Annotated in this window: 21 protein-coding genes; 9 read left to right on the top strand and 12 right to left on the bottom strand. The window is 71.5% G+C overall.

Annotated features, from left to right (window positions below):
- Positions 1-106: 106 nt before the first annotated feature.
- The 9 genes from ABZE72_RS08495 to ABZE72_RS08455 form a co-directional block, all read right to left on the bottom strand.
- Complete coding sequence (locus tag ABZE72_RS08495; RefSeq protein ID WP_372728584.1) at positions 107-322, bottom strand: Flp family type IVb pilin; 216 nt, start codon at positions 320-322, stop codon at positions 107-109.
- A gap of 168 nt (positions 323-490) precedes the next feature.
- The gene (locus tag ABZE72_RS08490) at positions 491-1144 is read right to left on the bottom strand and encodes a response regulator (RefSeq protein ID WP_372728583.1); all 654 of its coding nucleotides are present in this window, start codon (positions 1142-1144) and stop codon (positions 491-493) included.
- Complete coding sequence (locus ABZE72_RS08485) at positions 1141-2730, bottom strand: sensor histidine kinase (RefSeq protein WP_372728582.1); 1590 nt, start codon at positions 2728-2730, stop codon at positions 1141-1143. The genes ABZE72_RS08490 and ABZE72_RS08485 overlap by 4 nt, the downstream gene beginning before the upstream one ends.
- Positions 2727-3647 (bottom strand): type II secretion system F family protein, encoded by a 921-nt coding sequence (locus tag ABZE72_RS08480; protein ID WP_372728581.1) that lies wholly within the window; start codon positions 3645-3647, stop codon positions 2727-2729. The genes ABZE72_RS08485 and ABZE72_RS08480 overlap by 4 nt, the downstream gene beginning before the upstream one ends.
- A gap of 1 nt (position 3648) precedes the next feature.
- Entirely contained in the window at positions 3649-5574 is a 1926-nt protein-coding gene (locus ABZE72_RS08475; RefSeq protein ID WP_372728580.1) for a type II secretion system F family protein, read from the bottom strand.
- Position 5575: 1 nt separating this feature from the next.
- A complete protein-coding gene (locus ABZE72_RS08470; protein ID WP_372728579.1) occupies positions 5576-7150 on the bottom strand; it encodes a CpaF family protein in 1575 nt (524 codons plus the stop codon).
- A 4-nt stretch (positions 7151-7154) separates the two neighbouring features.
- Positions 7155-8354 carry an AAA family ATPase gene (locus ABZE72_RS08465; protein ID WP_372728578.1) on the bottom strand — a complete coding sequence of 400 codons (1200 nt, stop codon included), beginning with the start codon at positions 8352-8354 and terminating at the stop codon, positions 7155-7157.
- A gap of 6 nt (positions 8355-8360) precedes the next feature.
- Entirely contained in the window at positions 8361-9095 is a 735-nt protein-coding gene (gene cpaB / locus ABZE72_RS08460) for a Flp pilus assembly protein CpaB (RefSeq protein ID WP_372728577.1), read from the bottom strand.
- Positions 9096-9278: 183 nt separating this feature from the next.
- Positions 9279-11069, bottom strand: coding sequence for a long-chain fatty acid--CoA ligase (locus ABZE72_RS08455; RefSeq protein ID WP_372728576.1), 1791 nt, complete (start codon positions 11067-11069; stop codon positions 9279-9281).
- A gap of 179 nt (positions 11070-11248) precedes the next feature.
- On the opposite strand from ABZE72_RS08455, the gene ABZE72_RS08450 reads away from it, so the two are divergent.
- From ABZE72_RS08450 to ABZE72_RS08430, 5 genes are read left to right on the top strand one after another with little or no spacing between them, the layout of a single operon-like run.
- Positions 11249-11689: an SRPBCC family protein gene (locus ABZE72_RS08450; RefSeq protein ID WP_372728575.1), complete on the top strand. Its 441-nt coding sequence runs from the start codon at positions 11249-11251 to the stop codon at positions 11687-11689.
- A 14-nt stretch (positions 11690-11703) separates the two neighbouring features.
- Positions 11704-12900, top strand: a complete 1197-nt coding sequence (locus ABZE72_RS08445; RefSeq protein WP_372728574.1) for an ArsA family ATPase — start codon at positions 11704-11706, stop codon at positions 12898-12900.
- A complete protein-coding gene (locus ABZE72_RS08440) occupies positions 12897-13352 on the top strand; it encodes a hypothetical protein (protein WP_372728573.1) in 456 nt (151 codons plus the stop codon). Before ABZE72_RS08445 ends, ABZE72_RS08440 begins: the two co-directional genes overlap by 4 nt.
- A complete protein-coding gene (locus tag ABZE72_RS08435; RefSeq protein ID WP_372728572.1) occupies positions 13349-14290 on the top strand; it encodes an ROK family glucokinase in 942 nt (313 codons plus the stop codon). Before ABZE72_RS08440 ends, ABZE72_RS08435 begins: the two co-directional genes overlap by 4 nt.
- A 5-nt stretch (positions 14291-14295) precedes the next feature.
- Positions 14296-15264: an ROK family protein gene (locus ABZE72_RS08430; protein ID WP_372728571.1), complete on the top strand. Its 969-nt coding sequence runs from the start codon at positions 14296-14298 to the stop codon at positions 15262-15264.
- A gap of 4 nt (positions 15265-15268) precedes the next feature.
- Here ABZE72_RS08430 and ABZE72_RS08425 read toward each other — a convergent pair whose 3' ends face one another.
- Both ABZE72_RS08425 and ABZE72_RS08420 read right to left on the bottom strand, forming a co-directional pair.
- Positions 15269-15673 (bottom strand): hypothetical protein, encoded by a 405-nt coding sequence (locus ABZE72_RS08425; RefSeq protein ID WP_372728570.1) that lies wholly within the window; start codon positions 15671-15673, stop codon positions 15269-15271.
- A 104-nt stretch (positions 15674-15777) separates the two neighbouring features.
- The gene (locus ABZE72_RS08420; protein WP_372728569.1) at positions 15778-16548 is read right to left on the bottom strand and encodes an alpha/beta hydrolase; all 771 of its coding nucleotides are present in this window, start codon (positions 16546-16548) and stop codon (positions 15778-15780) included.
- Positions 16549-16685: 137 nt separating this feature from the next.
- On the opposite strand from ABZE72_RS08420, the gene ABZE72_RS08415 reads away from it, so the two are divergent.
- From ABZE72_RS08415 to ABZE72_RS08400, 4 genes are read left to right on the top strand one after another with little or no spacing between them, the layout of a single operon-like run.
- Positions 16686-17429, top strand: coding sequence for a lysophospholipid acyltransferase family protein (locus tag ABZE72_RS08415; protein WP_372728568.1), 744 nt, complete (start codon positions 16686-16688; stop codon positions 17427-17429).
- Positions 17430-17440: 11 nt separating this feature from the next.
- Positions 17441-18571, top strand: a complete 1131-nt coding sequence (gene macS / locus ABZE72_RS08410; protein WP_372728567.1) for a MacS family sensor histidine kinase — start codon at positions 17441-17443, stop codon at positions 18569-18571.
- Positions 18568-19077, top strand: coding sequence for a flavin reductase family protein (locus ABZE72_RS08405; RefSeq protein ID WP_372728566.1), 510 nt, complete (start codon positions 18568-18570; stop codon positions 19075-19077). Before macS ends, ABZE72_RS08405 begins: the two co-directional genes overlap by 4 nt.
- Positions 19078-19125: 48 nt before the next feature.
- Positions 19126-19791, top strand: coding sequence for a response regulator (locus ABZE72_RS08400; protein ID WP_372728565.1), 666 nt, complete (start codon positions 19126-19128; stop codon positions 19789-19791).
- A 46-nt stretch (positions 19792-19837) separates the two neighbouring features.
- On the opposite strand, the gene ABZE72_RS08395 is transcribed toward ABZE72_RS08400, so the two are convergent.
- On the bottom strand, positions 19838-20170 hold a 333-nt coding region (locus ABZE72_RS08395; protein WP_372728564.1), incomplete at its 5' end, for an HNH endonuclease signature motif containing protein.

The following is a 20170-nucleotide window of genomic DNA, read 5'->3' as shown; positions in this document are numbered from 1 at the left end:
CGACCGCGAGCCGAAGCTCGCGGTCGACGTCTCTCGGGTCAGCGGTGGTGGCCCAACAGACCGTGGCTGTTGACCCCCATGCCAACGCCCGCTGGTCGGAGTTCGGTCAGCAGCTGCCGGTGCCGGAGGCGCCGGTGCCGTTGCCGACGGACTTGCAGGTGTTGGTGAAGATCTCCTTCAGGTTGCTGCCGAAGGCGAACACGACCACGACGATCAGCGCGGCGATGCCGGCGATCAGCAGGCCGTACTCGACCGCGGAGGCGCCGCGCTCGTCCATCTTGGCAAAGCGGGCGTTCAGCAGAATGCGCAGGTAGTCGACCATGGTTGTTGTTCTCCCTCTAGAAAATTCGAATCGTCATGCTCCGACGAGGTCCCAATGCCTCATGCTCCCAGTCTGGCTGCTGCCTGCTGCGGGTGAACCGGGAGAACGTGTGGACCTGTCTAGTCATTTAGGACTATGCCAGTCCCCGGTCCGCGCAGCGGGCGGGACTCACTGGCCGGTGGGGCGGACGCTGGAGAGCAGTCCGATCCGCATCGCGGTCACCAGCGCCTGGGCGCGGTTGCTCGCTCCGAGCTTCTGGTAGATCCGGGCGATGTGGGACTTGGCGGTCGACTCGCTCATGAAGAGCTGCTCGCCGATGGCGGCGGCTCCCAGGCCGTCGGCCAGGAGCAGGAGCACCTCGTGCTCGCGCTCGGAGAGCTTGCTGGAGCTCGCGCTGCTGCGGCGCATCATCGCACCGACGAGGCCGGCGCAGACGAACGAGCGAGGGGAGACGGCCGCGTGCCGGGCTGCCTTGACGACCTCCGAGGAGGGGGCGTCCTTGCCGACGAAGCCGGAGGCCCCGGCCTCCATGGCCGCGAAGATCTGGTCGTCGCCCGAGTGCATGGTGAGCACGATCAGCCCGGTGGACTGACTGTCCTTGCGGATCGCCCGGATGATGTCCAGACCCGTGCCGTCCTGCAGCTGCAGGTCGGCCACGACCACGTCGGGCTTCAGCTCGTCGTACTTCGCCAAGGCCTCGGCGACGCTGCCCGCGACGCCGACGATCGTCATGTCGTCCTCGAGGTCGAAGACGCCCGCCAGACCGGTTCGGATCAGCGCGTGGTCGTCGACCAGCAGGACGCGGGTGGGTTGCTCGCTCATACCTTTACTATCGCACTCGATCCCGATGTTGGGGGCATGCCGCCGGGAGCGCCCGGAGTTCGGACGGTGACGGTGGTGCCACCGGCCCGGTTGGTGCCGATGCTGAGCTCGGCGTCGATGAGCAGGGCACGCTCGCGCATGATCGCGAGTCCGTGCGAGTCGGGGCGACCGCGCTGCATGCCCTGGCCGTCGTCGGAGACCGTGATGACCGCCGCCGGGGCGTGCACCTGGCAGTGCACCCGGATGTTCTTCGCGCGGGCGTGTCGTACGGCGTTGGTCATCGCCTCCTGCGCGATCCGGAAGAGCTCGGCCTCGACCTCGGAGCGCAACCGGGTGGTGAGCTCGTCCAGGGTGACGTGGATCGGGACGCCGGACACCTCGGTGAGGTTGCGGGCGATCGAGCCGATGGCGGTGCCCAGGCTCTCGCTGGCCCCGACGCTGGTGCGCAGGGTGACCACCGAGCGCCGTACCTCGGCGACCACGGCGGTGACGCGCTTGCGCAGATCCTGGATCCGCTCGGCCTGCTCCGGCGAGGTGGGCTGTGCGGCGAGGGCGTCGACCAGGTAGCCCAGCGAGGCGATGTCCTGCGCGACGCCGTCGTGCATCTCGCGCGCCAGTCGGCGTCGCTCCTCGGCCGTGGCCGAGTCGCGGAAGGCGGCGAAGAGCAGGGCGGTGTCGAGGTGGACGGCGCCGACCTCGAGGTGGACCAGCAGAGCCTGGAGGCGTTCCTCGAGGCCCAGCCGGCCGAGGTCCAGGCGGTCGGAGAGCAGGCCGGCGACCACCGCCGTGGTGCCGGCCTCGGTGAGCAGCGGGAGGGCGAAGACGCGCCCCGAGGTCATCGGCCGGCTCAGTGCCCAGGACTCCAGGGCCAGGTCGTCGCACGCGGAGAGGTCGAAGGCGTCGGGGGTCGCCTCGGTGATCAGCGGGGTGAGGGTGTCGCCGCGAGGGACGTACATGACCAGCCCCACGGTGGGCAGGTCGTCGCGGACCGCGCTCAGGATCACGCCGCCGAGGGCCACCGGGTCCAGACCCGAACTCAGCCCGCCGGAGAGCCCGATCAGCTCGCGGATCAACGACTGCGCGTAGAGGTAGGGGCCCAGCGGGTTGGGGGACTGGCGGATGGTGGAGTGCACGAAGCCGGCGATCAGGCCCAGACCGAGGCCGGTCACGCACCAGGTGAAGGCGCCGAAGCTCTGCTCGGCCGAGAGCTCGCCGAAGAGTGTGAAGGCGATGATCACCACGGAGACCAGCTGGGCACACAGGGCGAACGTCGCGCCGCGCCAGCCCGACCTGAGCCCGGCCGTGAACGGCGGCAGGGCGAGGGCTCCGATGACCGCCAGCGAGGTGTGGATGGAGAAGCCGCAGACCGCTCCCACCAGCGCCCCCTCGACCACCGCCGAGCTGATCGGGCTGATCCGGGTGCGCATCTCCACGAGCTGGGCGCCGGTCCAGATCGCGCCGATCGCCATCAGGGCGTAGAGCGCGGGCTGGTCGCGCGACCACAGCACCGGCGCCAGCAGGGCGACGATGCCGAACGCCCGGGCCAGAGCGCTCAGCCGGGTGAACTGTCGATTCGCAACCGTCACCTGAAGCTGTCCATGATGCTGATGGCCGCCGGTCCCATCACGGCGATGAACAGGCAGGGCAGGATGCAGAAGATCAGCGGGACCGTGATCTTGACCGGCACCTGCTGGGCCTTCTCCTCGGCCCGTTGCCGACGCTTGACCCGGATCTCGGAGGACTGCACGCGCAGCACCTGTCCGATCGGGATGCCGAACGCGTCGGCCTGCACCATGGCGCCGACGAAGGTGCGCACGTCCGGCACGTTGGTGCGGTCGGCCAGACCACGCAACGCCATCGAGCGCCCCTGTCCGATCTGCATCTCACGCAGCACCCGGGCGAACTCGTCGGCGAGCGGACCCTCGGTGTTGCGGGCGACCTGCTGGATCGCGGCGTCGAAGCCGAGCCCGGCCTCGACGCTGATCGTGAGCAGGTCGATCGCGTCGGGGAGCTCCCGCTGGAGCTGCGCGGACCGGTCGTAGGCCTTCTGGTACAGGAACATGCTCGGCGCGAAGAAGCCGGCCACGGCACCCCCGAGCACCACCACCAGACGCACCGGCAGCCCCGCTCCGAGCATCAGCGAGAACAGCAGCGCCACCACGAGACCGACGACCGCGCCGAGGACCTTGCCGCCCACCACCCGGTCGACGGTCCACCCGGCCGGGTTGCCGGCCACCTCGAGCTTGCGTCGGATGCGCTCGGCGCTGTCGGCGCCCGAGAGCCGCCGTCCCAGGCGCAGTGCACGCTGCTGGAGCGGTTGCAGCACCCGGTCGGCGAAGGGCCGGTCGAGGTCCTCGGTGAGCTCCTTGGGGGCCGCCGTCATCGCCTGCAGCAGTGCCAGCGAGCGGGTCACGCCATGGCCTTCGCCCTCGTTGAGCGCCAGGCTGAGCAGGACGAGCGCGGACACGACGAGGGCCAGACCCATCACGAAGAGCAGGATCACGTCAGACCTCCACCTTGATGAGACGACTCATCCAGAAGACACCCAGCGAGAGCAGGACTCCCGCACCCAGCAGCATGAGCCACCCGAGCGGTTCCGTGAAGAGGGGCATGACGTAGTCCCGGTTCGCGACCACGAGATAGAGCAGGAAGACCGGCGGCAGTCCGCCGAGGACCCAGGCGGAGAGCTTGCCCTCCGCGGCGAGGGCGTCGACCTGGCGCCGCATGTACTCCCGCTCGCGCATGGTGCCGGCCACCGTCTCCAGGAGCTCGGCGAGGTTGCCGCCCACCTGACGCTGGATCTTGATGGCCATCACGACCCAGGCGAAGTCCTTGCTGTCGAAGCGTTCCGCTACCCCGTCGAACGCGTCCTCGAGCGAGACGCCGAGCCGGGTCTCGACCAGCACCCGCTTGAACTCGGAGCCGATCGGTTCCACGCCCTCGCGGACGATGGTGTCGACCGATTGCTGGAGTGAGAGCCCGGCGGCCAACGATCCCGACATCAGCTGCAGGGTGTCGGGCAGGGAGGCGTTGAAGGCCTTGCGCCGTCGGGACTGGCGGAGGCCGAGGTAGATCCAGGGGAGCACGGCGCCGAGGACGAGGAAGAAGATGCCCGTCAGCAGGCTGCCGGCTCCGAGGAGCAGGCCGACGGCTCCGGAGCCCGCGAAGATCGCCGTGTGCACCAGCAGCCATTCGGCCGGCCTCAGGTTGCTGCCCGCACCCTCGAGACGTACGGCGATCCGCTGCTCCAGCCCTCCGCTGCGCCCGAGCACGGTCGCAGCAGCCTGCTTGGCCTGGGCGAGTGCGGGGTCGGACTCGCGCTTGGCGGCCTCGGGGCCCTGACGTCCGCCGAGACGCTCGGTGTAGGTCGCCACGCGACGCTCGGCGCTCATCGGGTGGGGGGTCGACGGCGGCACCAGGAGCACCAGGAGCGCGATCAGTCCCACCCCCACGCCGGCCACACCGGCGTACATCGTCCAGGCCGGGACCGACCAGTCGTCGCTCGCCGAGGGCAGGACCCCGGGCGGGTCCGGCTCGCCGGCCGTGCGCAGCGTGGTGAAGGCGCGGGCCGAGAGGGTGTCCTCGCCGACCGGGAGGCTCACCGCGACGGTCGCCTCCAGGGCCTCGACCACGGCAGGGATCCGAGCGGTGACCAGGATCTGCCGGGCCAGCACCTCGGCCTCCGCCGAGAAGGCGGCGGCGAGGTCCGCGGCGTCGGCTCCGATCACGGCGCCCTCGCCGGCCTCGGCCAGGGCGAGCAGCGAGGGGTCCGGCTTCGCCTTGGCGCGCACCGAGACCACGTCGACGAGCACGTCCTGGCCGCTGATGGCCTCGGTGACGCTCGTGAGCGGAGTGTCCGTGGTGTCGGCGCCGTCGGAGAGCACGACCAGGTTGCGCTGTCCGTCGTCGCCGGCCATTGTCACGGCGGCGAGGACGGCCTCGTAGAGGCGGGTCTTCCGGCTCAGCTCGAGCGAGTCCACCACCGCGCGGGCGGCATCCCGGTCGAGGGTCGGCTCGAGGGCCTCGGTCACCGTGCCGGCGAAGGAGACGATGCCGACGAAGACGTCGTCGGGAACGGAGTCGAGGAAGGCGCGGGCGGCGTTCTGTGCACCCTCGAACCGGGCGCCCCGCATGGAGTTGCTGGTGTCCATGACGAGCACGGCCGTGCGCCGTACCTGAGTGGCGGACGCGGCGTCGACGGCGGTGGTGTCGGCCGGCTCGCCGTCGATCGTCACGCCGACGGCGTCGAGGTCGACCTCGACCCCGGGGGGCACGGAGACCAGGATCTCGAGCCGGTCGCCGCTGCTCTCGACGTAGGAGATGGAGGCCCGGTCGGCCGCCACGGCGGACGGGGCGCCGGCGAGGACGACGAGGCAGGCCAGCGCCAGTGCGCCGACGACCCGGGAGACCGAGCGTGACAACCGGTCCATGTCAGCCCGCGCTCGGAGCGAAGAGCAGCGGATCGACGCTGACGTTGGCGTAGGCCAGCTTCTCGAGGAACTTGGGCCGCAGCCCCGTCGAGCGCAGCGAGCCGAGCGCCTTGCCGTCCTGGTCGAACCCGGCCGTGTGGTCGTAGACGAAGACGTCCTGGAGCGTGATCACGTCACCCTCCATGCGTTCCACCTCGGTGATGTGGGTGATCCGGCGAGACCCGTCCTTGAACCGGGTCTGGTGGACGATCAGGTCGACCGCGGAGGCGACCTGCTCGCGGATCGCCCGCACCGGGAGGTCCATCCCGGCCATCAGCACCATGGTCTCGATCCGGGCCAGCGTGTCGCGCGGGCCGTTCGAGTGCACGGTGCAGATGGAGCCGTCGTGCCCGGTGTTCATGGCCTGGAGCATGTCGAGGGCCGAGGCGTCACGCACCTCGCCGACGATGATCCGGTCGGGCCGCATGCGCAGGCTGTTCTTCACCAGGTCGCGGATGTCCACCGCGCCCTTGCCCTCGATGTTCGAGGGACGCGACTCCAGCCGAACCACGTGCGCCTGCTTGAGCTGGAGCTCGGCGGCGTCCTCGATGGTCACGATGCGCTCGTCGTCGGGGATGAACGACGACAGCACGTTGAGGGTGGTGGTCTTGCCGGCGCCCGTGCTGCCGGAGACGATCACGTTCAGCCGGCCACGGACGCAGGCGTCCAGGAACTCGCAGGAGCGCGGTGTCAGGGAGCCGAACCGGATCAGGTCGGCGGCGGTCAGCGGGTCGGCGGAGAACTTCCGGATCGTCAGTGCGGAGCCGTCGATGGCCAGCGGCGGCACCACGGCGTTCACGCGGCTGCCGTCGGGCAGGCGGGCGTCGACCATGGGGCTGGACTCGTCGACCCGACGCCCGATGCGGGAGACGATCTTGTCGATCGTGCGGCGCAGGTGGTCCTCGTCCTGGAACTGGGCCGGAGCAGCCATCAGCTGTCCGTTCTTCTCCAGCCACACGCTGTCGTGGCCGTTGACCATGATCTCGGAGACCTCGGGGTCACGCAGGTAGGGCTCGATCGGGCCGTAGCCGAGGATGTCGTCGCTGATCTCGAGCGTGACCCGTGCCCGGTCGCTGTTGCTGAGCGGGCGGTCCTGCGAGGCGAGGACGTCCGCGAGCACCGACCGCACGCGCTGGTCGAGCTCCTTCTGCTCCATGTTGGAGTCGTAGAGGTGCGGACCGAGCTGCTTGAGCAGCTCACCGTGCACGCTGCCCTTGAGCTCCTCGATCCGGCTCTTCTGCTGGGCCAGCGACCGCTGCTGGGCCGGGGACGACGCCGGGGACGACGCCTGGGCGGTCTCCGGGGTCGGCGGCGCCGGGGGAGCGGGGCTGCTCGCCATCGGCGGGAGCGGGGCGCCCGGTCGGTCGGTCGCGGCACTCGACGGGTCTGTGCCCGTGAGCCCGGCGTCCCCCGAGTCGTGCGCCGAGCCGGCGGCGGCGGGGTCGGCGGCGGGGTCGACCCCGGCTGCGAGGGCTCGGGCCGCGGCTTCGGCTTCGGCCACGCGACGGGCGGCGGCAAGGCGTTCGGCGAGACTCATCGGGTCACCTGCGGATCTTGAAGCGTCGGGACGAGCGCTCAGCCTTGTCGGGCTTCTCGCTGCCCGGGCTCGCGTCGAGGACGGGTTGGTCGGGGGCAGCGGGCTCACCGGCGAGCAAGGTCGCGAGTCGACGCAGCGCCACGCTGGAGGGGTGGCCCGGGGACCCGCTGACGATGGGGTTGCCGGCGTTCGTGGAGGCCGCGATGTCCATCGCGGTGGCGATCTGGGTGACGACCTTCATCCCGAGGATCGTCTCCACCTTGTCGGGGCCGATGCCCACGGCGTCGTCGGCCCGGTTCAGCAGCAGGTGCCGGTGGCCCTGGGCGACGTTGAGCATCTCCAGGGTCTCCAGCGCGACCTTGACGTTCTTCAGGGTCGGTACGTCGAGAGTCGCGACGATGACGCACTCGTCGGTCTCGTCGAGGGCCGCGAGGGTCTGCTCGTCGAACGCCGGGGCCGTGTCGACGACGACGTAGTCGAACGACTCCTGGAGCGTACGGAGCACCCGCTGCACCAGCGCGCTGGTGATGCGCTCGTGCACGTCGGGGTGGCTCGGGGCGGCCAGCACCATCAGCGAGTCGTGGTGCCGGGTGAGCAGGCCGGTCAGCATCTGCTCGTCGAGCGTGTCCTCGGAGCCCACGGCCTGTTCGATCGAGTGCGTGGGGAAGAGCTGCAGCGTGATCGCGACGTCCCCGAAGGCCAGGTCCAGGTCCACCAGGCAGACCCGGCGCGCGCCACGATCGGTGAGCGCGAGCGCCAGGTTGACCGCCATCGTGGTCTTGCCGACCCCGCCCTTGGGGGAGAAGACGGTGACGATCTTGCCCGTGTGCAGGGCGCCGGTCGGGCCGCGCAGGGCGACGTAGAGCTCGTGCGCCCGGCGGACGGCTCCCGTGAGCGCGGTGTGGTCGTCGTACGTCACGACGTCGCGGGCGCCGGCCTTCATCGCCGCGGTCAGGTCGTGGGTCTCGAGCGTGTGCCGGACCAGCACGACGCTGATCGTCGGGCGGGAGACGCGCAACCGCTCGCAGAGGGTCACGGCCTCCTCGATCGGGAGGTTCGGACCGAGGACGACGACGTACTCCCCGGTGTGGTCGGGAAGCCAGACCATCAGGCGGTCGACTGACTCGACGCCGTGCGCGCTGCTGGGGAGCGCGGTCAGCAGCGAGGTCAGCGTGGCAGTGTCGGGATCAACAGCGGCAGGCACTGGACGTCACTCGAAGAGGTTCTGCCCGGTCACCCCGGGGCTGCGACCGACCGAACTGGTCGGGGTGAGGAGGCCGAAGGCCAGCTCGCCGTTGCTGGAGGCGTAGAGCACGCGCTGCGCCTCGTCCTGGTCGACCGCGATGGTCAGCAGGGTGCGCGGCAGCTGCTCGGTGGTCTGCTGGCCCCCGGGATCGGTGGTGGTCGTGGAGATCAGCGTCGTCGAACCGACGCCGAGCACCGTGACCCGCTGGAGCAGCAGGCGGGTGTAGGACTCCCCGCTGTCGAGGTCGGTGCCGTTGACGAAGACCGCGATCTGCGAGCCCGGGTTCACGAAGCCGGCCACCCGGGCCGGGTCGGTGAGGTTCACCGAGATGGCGAGCTTGCCCTTGGGGATCTGCAGGCTGGAGGTGCTCTCACCGGCGCCACCGAACTTGCTGGTGATGATCTGCTCGCCCGGGTAGATCTGGGTGAGGGCCACCTGGCCGGCCACTTGGTCGATGCTGGTGAGGTACCCCTCGATCAGTTGGTCCTGCGGGACCGCCTGCAGTTCGAGCTTGGCGTTCGCGCTGGCGCTCTCGATGGTCTCCCCGGCTTCGATCACGGCGGTCGCGCGCAGTACGTCGACGGTGTCGAACCGCTGCTCAGCCCGCGTGTCGGCGCCCCTGACATAGAGGAACACCAGCAGCGTGCCCAGCGCAGCCACCAGGGCTGCTGCCACGAGCAGAATCCTGCGTCGATCCATGTGCGGCACCCTTTTCCCTCGCGGTCGCTCACATCATGTCGGGTGAACGACCCTGTAGCAGGCCAGCCTGATGCCGCGCCTCCCCCGGCTTCGCGCCGGCCCCACGGGCCACTCTAGGAGACGAGCTCGTCGGAGGGTGACGCAATCGCCGAAGTCCGTGCCTCGAGTACCGCTCAGCGGGACTCAGGAGGGGTAGAGCGCCGAGACCTCGTCGCGGAACTCGCGCATCACGACGTTGCGCTTGAGCTTGAGGCTGGGGGTGAGGTGTCCCCCCTCCTCGGTCCACTCCTCGGCGAGGATCTGGAACTTCCGGATCGCCTCGGCCCGGGAGACCGCCCGGTTGGCCTCCTCGACCGCTCCCGCGATCTCGCGGCGCAGGTCCTCGTCGTCCAGGCAGGCCGACACGTCGTCGGGCTTGCCGTGGGTGCTGGCCCAGCTCGAGAACGACTCGCGGTCGATGGTGACCAGGGCGGCGATGAAGGGCTGGCCGTCCCCGACGACCATGCACTCGTTGACCAGCGGGTGCGCCCGCAGGCGGTCCTCCAGTACGGCGGGAGCGACGTTCTTGCCGCCCGCGGTCACCAGGATCTCCTTCTTGCGTCCGGTGATCCGGACGAACCCCTCGTCGTCGACCTCGCCGACGTCGCCGGTGTGGAACCAGCCGTCGCGCTCGAGGGCCTCGGCCGTGGCCTCCTCGTTGTCCCAGTACCCGGCGAAGACCTGACCGCCCCGGAAGAGCAGTTCGCCGTCGTCGGCGATGCGGACGGCGGTGCCGGGCAGCGGGCGCCCGACGGTGCCGATCTTGTGGGCGTCCGGCAGGTTCACGGTGAGCGCTGCCGTGGTCTCGGTGAGGCCGTAGCCCTCGAGGATGGTCAGGCCGATGCCGCGGTAGAAGTGGCCGAGTCGGTCGCCCAGGGGAGCACCGCCGGAGACGGCGAAGACGCAGCGGCCGCCCAGGGCGTCGCGGAGCTTGCCGTAGACGAGCCGGGAGAACGCGGCGTGCTGGGCGCGTACGGCCACCGGCACCCGACCCTTGTCCCGGGCACGCGAGTGGGCGATGGCCACCTCCGCCGCCCGGTTGAAGATCCGTCCGCGGCCGTCCGCGGCCGCGCGCTGGGAGGCGGTGTTGAAGACCTTCTCGAAGACCCGCGGGACGGCGAGGACGAAGGTCGGGCGGAACTCCTGCAGGTCGGCGAGGAGGTTCTTGATGTCGCTGCTGTGCCCCAGGCGGGTACGGGACTTCACGGCGCCGATCTGGATGATCCGGGCGAAGACGTGGGCCAACGGCAGGAAGAGCAGCGTCGCGCCCTCCTCGGAGCCGAAGAGCTGCTCGAGCTCGTCGACGGCCACGCCCAGCTCGAACATGAAGTTGCCGTGGGTGAGCATGCAGCCCTTGGGGCGGCCGGTGGTCCCCGACGTGTAGATCAGCGTCGCCAGGTCCAGCGGCGTGGCCGCCGTACGACGCTTCTCCAGCTCGGCGTCCGAGACGTCCTCGCCGAGCCGGGTCAGGACGTCGACGGCGTTGTCGTTGATGGACCAGACGTGGTTGAGCTGGTCCAGGTCCGCCCGCGACTCGTTGATCCGGGCAAGGTGCTCGGCTCCCTCGGCCACCACCGCTCGGGCCCCGGAGTCGCCCAGGATCCACCCGATCTGCTCCGCCGAGGAGGTCTCGTAGATCGGGACCGTGGCGGCGCCCGCGAACCAGATCGCGTAGTCGACCAGGGTCCACTCGTAGCGGGTCTTCGAGATCAGGGCGACCCGGTCGCCGATCTCGATGCCGGCGGCGATCAGTCCCTTGGCGACCGCGCTGACCTGGGCCAGGAACTCGCTGGAGGTGACGTCGACCCAGCTGCCGTCGACCTGGCGGCTGAAGGCCACCGCGTCGGGGAAGTCGCGTGCGTTGCCCACCACGTCGTCGGTGAGGTTGCCCGTGGCGGGCACCTCGATGGTCAGGGGCGTGGAGAACTCACGCACGGTGCCTCCTCGGGGCGTGGGGGGTGGGCGAACCTGCCTGGGTCGCCACGCTGCCGGCGTACGGGGAACGCAGCCTCTGCGGGGAGGTTACCGCCTGGTTCTGCCCGTCTGCGCATCCGGTACGCTCCCTCACCGAAGCGCACGCCGGCGGGCCACCGCCCACATGCCAGGGAGGCTCCATGGCCGAGCAGACCACGTCCTCGATCGTCATCGATGCCGCACCCGGCGCCGTGATGGCCGTCATCGCCGACTTCGACGCCTACCCCACGTGGGCCAAGGGCGTCACCACCGCCGATGTCGTCTCGACGTACGACGACGGCCGCGCGAGCCAGGTGTTCTTCGCCCTGGACGTGTCGCCGATCAAGGACGAGTACACGCTCTCCTACGACTGGGACGCCGACCGCTCGGTCACCTGGACGCTGGTGGAGGGCAAGATGCTGCGCGCCCTGGACGGCGCCTACGTGCTCGAGCCGCTCGACAACGGGTCCACCGAGGTGACCTACCGGCTCGCCCTGGACGTCTCCATCCCGCTGATCGGGATGCTGAAGCGCAAGGGCGAGAAGATCCTCATCGACACCGCGCTGAAGGGTCTGAAGAAGCGCGTCGAGTCGCTCGGCTGAGCCGGGCCGACCGTATGGCGCGCATCCTGTTGTTCACCGGCAAGGGTGGCGTCGGCAAGTCCACCGTGGCTGCCGGCACCGCCGCGCTCTCGGCTGCCGCCGGCAACCGGACCCTCGTGCTCTCCACGGACGCGGCGCACTCGCTGGCCGATGCCTTCGGAACCGCGGTCGGCGCCGAGCCCACGGAGGTCGCGCCCCGGCTGTTCGTGCAGCAGGTGGATGCGCAGCTGCGCTTCGAGCAGTCGTGGTCGGACATCCAGCGCTACCTGCTGACCGTGCTCGACGTCGTCGGGGTCGACCCGGTCGCGGCCGAGGAGCTCACGGTCATCCCGGGCGCCGAGGAGGTGCTCGCGCTCCTCGAGCTCCGGCTGCACGCCCGCTCCGACGCGTGGGACGTCATCGTCGTCGACTGTGCCCCCACCGCGGAGACCCTGCGCCTGCTTGCGCTGCCCGAGGCGCTCGGCTGGTACATGACCCGGGTGCTGCCGATCGAGCGGCGCGTGGTGAAGGTGCTCAAGCCGGTGCTGAACCGTGCCGCGGGCGTGCCGATGCCCGGCGACAACGTCTTCGACGCCGTCGAGCGGCTGCACGCCGAGCTCGACGAGGTGCGCGGGCTGCTGTCGGGTCCGCAGTCGAGCGTCCGGCTGGTGCTGACCCCGGAGAGGGTCGTCCTCGCCGAGGCCCGCCGCTCCTACACGACCCTGTCGCTCTTCGGCTACCGGGTGGACGGCGTCGTGGCCAACCGGGTCTTCCCGGCCGAGAACGCCGACGACTGGCGGGCCGGCTGGGTGATGGCCCAGGACGACGTGCTCGCGCAGGTCGAGCAGTCGTTCGCCGGCCTGCCGGTGTGGCGCTCGGTGTACCGCACCGGCGAGCCCGTGGGCGTCCCCGCGCTGACCGAGCTGGCGAGAACGCTCTACGACGGGGTCGACCCGCTGGCTGCGCCCACCGGGGAGGGGCCGTTCCGGGTCACCCGGACCTCCGACGGAGCGATCGTGCGGCTCCGCCTGCCCAATGTCACCCGGGCGGAGGTCGACCTCGCCCGCCACGGCGACGACCTGGTCGTCACGGTGGGGTCGTATCGTCGTCTTCTCACGCTCCCCGCGGGCCTGTCGCGCCATCGGGTCGCGGGGGCTCGCGTGGAAGCAGGAGAGCTGCAGGTGCGGTTCGAGGAGCAGACCCTGGTCGACGCGCAGGAGAGGACGACGTGACCGATCCCCAGGACCCCACGTCCACGAGCGACCCGGAGGTCGGCAACGTGGCCGAGGAGGCCGTGAAGCTCTTCGGGGCGCTCTCCGACTGGGCGCGCGAGCACGGTGGAGACCTCGGGCAGGGGGTCTCGGACATCGCCGGCCATGCGGCGGCCGCTGCCCGGGAGGTCAACGAGCACCTCGCCACCGGCAGTGCCGAGTGCACCTACTGCCCCATCTGTCGCACCGTGCACCTGGCCCGTCAGGCCAGCCCCGAGGTGCGCGCACACCTGAGCGCCGCGGCCTCCTCGTTGCTGCAGGCGGCTGCCGGGATCCTGGCGACCGCCGTACCGGACGACGCCGCCGGTGGCCCCGGTCGGGCGCCGGGTCGGGGCCAGGGGCGCCCGGGTACGGGCGTGGAGCACATCGACCTCGACGACGATCCGGGCTGGCCCGAGGGGGAGGACCGATGACGCTGGCGTGCGGCATCGATGTCGGCGGCACGAAGGTCGCCGGAGGCGTCGTGGACGCGGACGGCGTCATCCTCGAGGAGTTGCGCGTCGAGTCGCCCGCGGAGGACGTGGAGGCGATGGGCGAGGCGATCGCCTCCCTGGTCACCGAGCTCGCCTCGCGGCACCGGATCGAGACCGTCGGAGTCGGCGCGGCCGGCTACGTCGACCGCAACCGGGCCATGGTGCTCTTCGCGCCCAACCTGGCCTGGCGGCGCTTCGACCTCAAGGCCGACCTCGAGGCGCGGGTCGACCTGCCGGTGGTGATCGAGAACGACGCCAACGCGGCGGCCTGGGGCGAGTTCCGATTCGGCGCCGGCGAGGATGTCGACGACCTGCTGCTGGTCACCGTCGGCACCGGCGTGGGCGGTGGGGTCGTCCTCGACGGTGAACTCCACCGGGGCGCGTTCGGCGTCGGGGCGGAGATCGGACACATGCGGGTGGTGCCCGACGGCATCCTCTGCGGGTGTGGCAACCACGGCTGTTTCGAGCAGTACGCCAGTGGCTCCGCACTGGTGCGGGAGGCCCGCAACGCCGCCGGCAGCGGGTCACCGCGGGCGCGCGACCTGGTGGAGCGTGCCGGGGGAGACGCCACCGCGATCACCGGCCCCCTGATCACCGAGGCCGCCCGCGACGGCGACGGCTTCGCCCTCGAGCAGCTGGCCGAGCTGGGTCGCTGGCTGGGCGAGGGCATCGCCTCGCTGACCGCGATCCTGGACCCGGCGGTCGTGGTGATCGGCGGCGGGGTCAGCGAGGCCGAGGACCTTCTGCTGGACCCGATCCGCGCCGCCTTCCTGGCGCAGCTGGCTGGTCGCGGACACCGGCCGGTGCTGGAGATCCGCAAGGCCGAGCTCGGGAACCGGGCGGGGCTGATCGGCGCCGCCGACCTGGCCCGGCGGTAGGCCCGGTGGCTCTGTTCATCGGTGTCGACATCGGGGGCAGCAAGGTGCTCGCCGCCGCGGTCTCCGCCGAGGGCGACGTCGGCCGGGTGGCGCGGCGTACGACGCCCGGGCGTCGGGTGGAGGCCCGGCTGGTCGAGGACATCCTGAGCGAGGCCGTCGCCGAGGTCGCCGACGGCGAGCCGGTCGCGGGTGTGGGCATCGCCGCAGCCGGGTTCGTCGACGCGGACGGCGAGAGCGTCCTGTTCGCTCCCCACCTGCCCTGGCGCGACGAGGACGTCCGCGCCCGGCTGGCCGACCGTTGGGGCACGGTGGTCGCGCTCGACAACGACGCCAACTGTGCTGCGTTGGCCGAGCTGCGCCACGGTGCCGCGCGCGAGGTGGGCCGTCAGGCCGGCGACGCCGTCGTACTGACCCTGGGCACCGGCATCGGGGGCGCCCTGATCCTGGGTGGGCGGTTGCACCGGGGGCGCAACGGCATGGCCGGCGAGTTCGGGCACATGCAGGTGGTGCCGCAAGGTGCGGCCTGCGAGTGTGGCGGGTCCGGCTGCTGGGAGCAGTACTGCAGCGGGAACGCGCTGGTGCGCGACGCCCGTGAGCGGATCGGTCTCGAGCCCACGCTGCTGGAGCGGCTCTGCGGTGGTAACCCCGACCAGCTGACCGGACCGATGGTGACCGCGGCGGCCGAGGAGGGCGACCTGGTCGCCCGGCAGGCCTTCGCCTCGGTCGGCGAGTGGCTCGGTGTCGGGGTGGCCAATCTCGTGGCCGCGTTCGACCCGGCGCTCGTGGTCGTCGGGGGCGGCGTGTCGGCGGCCGGTGACCGGCTCCTGGAACCTGCGCGTACCGCGTTGCAGCGCTCGCTGGTGGGCTCCCCGCATCGGGTGGTGCCGCCGCTGGTCCGGGCCGAGCTCGGCCCGGAGGCGGGAGTGGTGGGGGCGGCCGGCCTGGTCAGGTCCGCTGCCGCGGGGTTGCGCTAGTCGCTCAGACCCGGGCGCCGTCGTCCCCAGGGTCCCGGGGACCGGCCGGCATCCGGGCGACCAGGTAGCCGAACCCCCCGACGAACCACGCCACCAGCGCATAGCCGACCCAGCCCGGCAGCCCGATGCCGAGCACCGTCGCGATCAGCAGCACGGCCGGGGCACCGAAGACCCCGCTCCAGGCGGCCAGCCGGTCCGGCGCCACGGCCGGCAGCTCGGGGGAGCCGGGCACGAACCGCTCCTCGTCCAGCAGGGGGGCGGGCGTGGCTTCGGGCGGGTCGAGGTCGTCGAGGCCACTGGACCCCGCCGATGCCTCGGGGGCGTCCGGGGTCTCGGTCCCGAGGTCGGCGCGGTCGCCGTAGTTCTCGACGATCGCGCGCCAGGCGTCGTCGTCGCTGTCGGGCTGCACCCCTCGAGGGTAGTGGCCCGGGCCAACGCCGGTCAGTCGGCCAGTCAGTCAGCCGGCCAGCCGCTCAGTCGGCCAGCCCGTCAGTCGGTCAGCCCGTCAGCCGCTCAGCCGGCCGTGACCCGGGCGATGAAGTCGGCGGACTCGGAGAAGATCTGGGGCGCGTCGTTGTCGAGCGTCGCCACGTGGTAGCTCTCCTCGAGCCAACGCTGGGTGATCTCGGTGGAGGAGACCGAGCCGGTGATGATCGGCAGCGAGGAGTCATCGACGACGTGGTCGACCCGCGAGCGGAAGTAGAGCAGGGGAGCGGTCACCCGGGGCAGGTCCGCGATCAGCGTCGGCCAGGCACGCATCATCGAGTGCGCCGCCTTGAGCGGGCTCCGGGTGTAGCCGTACTCCTCGACACCCGGCTTCTTGATGTCGTTGGTGATCCCGGGGAACGACGGCACGACGTGCTTGAGCACGGGCAGGAGCTTCACGTCGAGGCGCCTGGTCGAGACGGCGGGGTTCACCACCACCACGCCGGCCACCCGGTCGGGGTGGTCCGCGGCCAGACGCAGCATCAGCGCCCCGCCCATCGAGAGCCCGGCCAGCACGACAGCATCGTTCCCGGCGGCAAGCTTCTCCAGCGCGGCGGTCACCTCGCCGTACCAGTCGTCCCAGCCGGTGGTGTTCATCTCCTGCCAGGTGGTGCCGTGGCCGGGCAGCCGGGGGACCTCCACGGCGTACCCGCGCTCGGCGAGGTGCTCGGCCCACGGGGTCATCGAGAGCGGCGACCCGGTGAAGCCGTGGCTGAGCAGGACCCCGACTCGCCGGCCTCCGGTCAACTCGGGTCGGGCTTCGCGGGAGACGGGGACGGCGAGCGGATGGATCGTCATGGCCGCATTGTGCCCGAGGCGGGACCGGCGTGGTCGAGGGGCTCGCGTCGCGAAACGCGCCGGACGGGGTGGGGATGGACGGCCCGTAGGGTCTAGGCTTCCCGCGACGGGTGGACGGCTGGGAAGCGGAGGCAACGGTGTTCTACTGGTTCTTGAAGTGGATCGCCATCGGCCCCTTGTTGCGCGTGATCTTCCGGCCCCACGTCGAGGGCGCCGACCACGTGCCCGAGTCCGGCCCGGCGATCCTGGCCAGCAACCACCTGTCCTACGCGGACTGGCTGTTCATGCCGCTCACGTTGCCGCGCCGGGTCACCTTCGTGGCCAAGGCCGAGTACTTCAACACCCCGGGCATCAAGGGCTGGTTCCAGAAGAAGTTCTTCTCCGGGGTCGGCCAGGTGCCCATCGACCGGTCCGGCGCCGCGGCCGCCGAGGGCGCCCTCTCCGCCGCGAAGCGGATCCTGGACGCCGGCGACCTCTTCGGCATCTACCCCGAGGGCACCCGCTCCCATGACGGCAAGCTCTACCGGGGCAAGACCGGCGTCGCCCGGTTGGCGCTGGTCACCAAGGTGCCCGTGATCCCGGTCGCCGTGGTCGGCACCGACGTGGTCGCGCCTCCGGGCAAGAAGTTCGGCACGTTCACCCGCCCGGTGGTGCGCTTCGGCAAGCCGCTGGACTTCTCGCGCTACGAGGGCATGGAGAACGACCGCTACATCCTGCGCTCGATCACCGACGAGATCATGTACGAGATCATGCGGCTCTCCGGTCAGGAGTACGTCGACATGTACGCCGCCCGGGCCAAGGAGGAGTCCAAGCGGCTCGACAAGGAGGCCGCGGAGCGCGCGGCCGCCGAAGCGGCCGGGGACCAGAAGCAGGCGTCCTGAGCTCCACCGGCGTGGGTCACGGACCCGCTGCCCTGGCCGTCGAGGACCGACTCTTCGGCGCCCTTGCCGTGCTCCGCGGCATCGTGCTGCTCAACACCGTCGTCCTGAGTCTCTACCGGCCCGACGACTTCGCCCGCCCGGTCGCGGGTTGGGTGTGCGTGGCCGCGATGGTGGGGTGGACCGCCCTCGCCACCTGGGCGTATGCCCAGCCGCAGCGACGTACGCCGCTCCTGCTGCTCGTCGACCTGGGCCTGGCTGCGGGGCTGCTGCTGGCCTCCCCGGCGATCAAGGGGGAGGGCTTCCAGGCGACCGTGCCCGGCTTCTGGGTGATGGCCGCCCTGCTGGCCTGGGCGGTGCACTGGCGCTGGCGCGGAGGGCTCGCGGCGGCGATCGTGCTCGCCGGCGCCGACCTGGTGATCCGCGAGGAGATCACCCAGTCCAACTACGGCAACGTCTTCCTGCTGCTGCTCGGTGGACCGATCGTGGGGTACATGGCGGGCTCCCTGATGCGGATGGCCGACGAGCGCGACGTCGCCGAGCGGGCCGCGGCGGCGTCGGCCGAACGTGCCCGGTTGGCTCGGGCGGTCCACGACGGCGTGCTGCAGGTGCTGGCCATGGTCCAGCGTCGGGGCGTCGAGCTCGGCGGCGAGGTGGCCGAGCTCGGTCGGCTGGCCGGCGAGCAGGAGACGGCGCTGCGCACCCTGATCCAGCGCCAGGACGCGATCACGACCCTGGGGCCTGCCGGCGACGCGGACGTGGCCGATGAGCTGTCCCGGCTGTCGAACCGGCCCGGGGTGACCGTCGTACTGCCCGGACACCCGGTGCTGCTCGAGGCCGGGGCCGCTCGTGAGCTGGTGGCCGCGGTGGCGGCGTGCCTGGACAATGTCGCGGCCCACGTCGGCGACCGGGCGCCGGCCTGGGTGCTGCTGGAGGAGTTCGGGGACCGGGTCGAGGTGTCGGTCCGTGACGAAGGTCCGGGGATCCCCGAGGGGCGGCTGGAACGCGCCGAGGCGGACGGTCGGCTGGGCATCTCGCAGTCCGTGCGGGGGCGGCTCACCGAGTTGGGCGGTACGGCCGAGCTCATCTCCGACTCCTCCGGCACCGAGTGGGTGCTGTCGGTGCCTCGTAGGCTCGCCGAGTGACCATCCACTCCGACCACCCGTTCGCCGACCCTGAGCCGGACCCGGTGCGGCGGTTCCGCGGCCGCCTCGGTGGTGCGGTCACCCTGTGGACGGCCGGCGACGAGAACGACCGGGCCGGGCTGACCGTCTCCTCGCTGATGGTGGCCAACGGTGAGCCGGCGCGGGTGCTGGGCCTGGTGGACCCGGATGCCGAGCTGGCCGAGGCGCTCGAACGCACCGGTCGGGCCGTGGTCGCGCTGCTGGCCTGGGAGCACCGCAACCTGGCCGAGGGCTTCGCCGGGACAGCACCGGCGCCCGGCGGGGTCTTCCGTCAGGGCGAGTTCGAGCAGACCGCGTGGGGACCCCGGCTGGTCGGGGCCGGCTCGTGGGTCGGGGTGAGCGTGGAGTCCACGACGGACGTCGGCTGGTCGACGCTGGTCACCTGCCGCATCGACGAGGTGACGATCGGCGACGACGACGCGCCGCTCGTGCACCGTCGTGGCCGATACGTGCCGCCGCCGTCCTGAGCCTCGCTAGGGTCGGCGAGCCGTCCATCGAGGCCGAAGGGAGCACGGATGATGCAGGAACAGGTCCGGCTGATGGTGGTCGACGACCACCCGATGTGGCGCGACGCGGTCGAACGTGACCTGGCTGCCGCGGGTTTCGACGTGGTCGCCGTGGCAGCCAGCGGTGACGAGGCGCTGGCGCGCTTCCGGGCGACCACGCCGCAGGTGGTCGTGCTCGACCTGCAGATCCCCGGGCCCAGTGGGGTGGAGGTCACCGCCGAGGTGCTGCGCCAGGACCCGTCGGCACGGGTGCTGATCCTCTCGGCCTCCGGCGAGCAGGCCGACGTACTGGAGGCCGTCAAGGCGGGTGCGACCGACTACCTGGTCAAGTCCGCCTCACGGGAGGAGCTGATCGCCGCCGTACGTCGTGTCGCGGCCGGTGACACCGTGTTCACGCCCGGGCTGGCCGGGCTGGTGCTGGGCGAGTTCCGCCGGCTCTCGGATCCGGCGGGTGCGAAGGACGTGGCGGCCGATCACCCCGAGCTGACCGAGCGCGAGACCGAGGTGCTCCGGATGGTCGCCAAGGGGCTCTCCTACAAGCAGATCGCCGAACGTCTGGTGATCTCTCACCGCACCGTGCAGAACCACGTGCAGAACACGCTGAGCAAGCTGCAGATGCACAACCGGGTCGAGCTGACCCGCTACGCCATCGAGCGCGGGCTCGACGACGAGTAGTGAACGCGTCATCGGGATGGACGGCGCGGCGGGGCGGTCGGTCGGCTCAGCAGCGCCGGGTGAAGGCGACCTTCCCGCCGGGGAGCTTGGTCGTCTCGTAGTCGGGGTCGTGCGCACGGGCGTGGTGGCGTGGACAGAGCAGCCGGCCGTTCCTGAGGTCGGTCGGTCCACCGCGGGACCAGGGGGTGTCGTGGTGGGCGTGACACATCCCCGGGGGCCAGTCGCAGCCCTCGGCGGTGCAGCCGCCCTGTTCCAGGGCCAGCGCGATGCGTTGGGAGGCGGTGTGGAACCGGCGCCGACGGCCGAGGTCGAGGACCTGGGAGGCCCCGCCGAGGACGGCCGGGATGATCCCGGCCTCGCAGGCCAGGCGTCGGGCCTG

Source organism: Nocardioides sp., assembly GCF_041600255.1.
Lineage (GTDB): Bacteria > Actinomycetota > Actinomycetes > Propionibacteriales > Nocardioidaceae > Nocardioides.
This window is presented reverse-complemented; position numbering and strand designations above follow the sequence as displayed.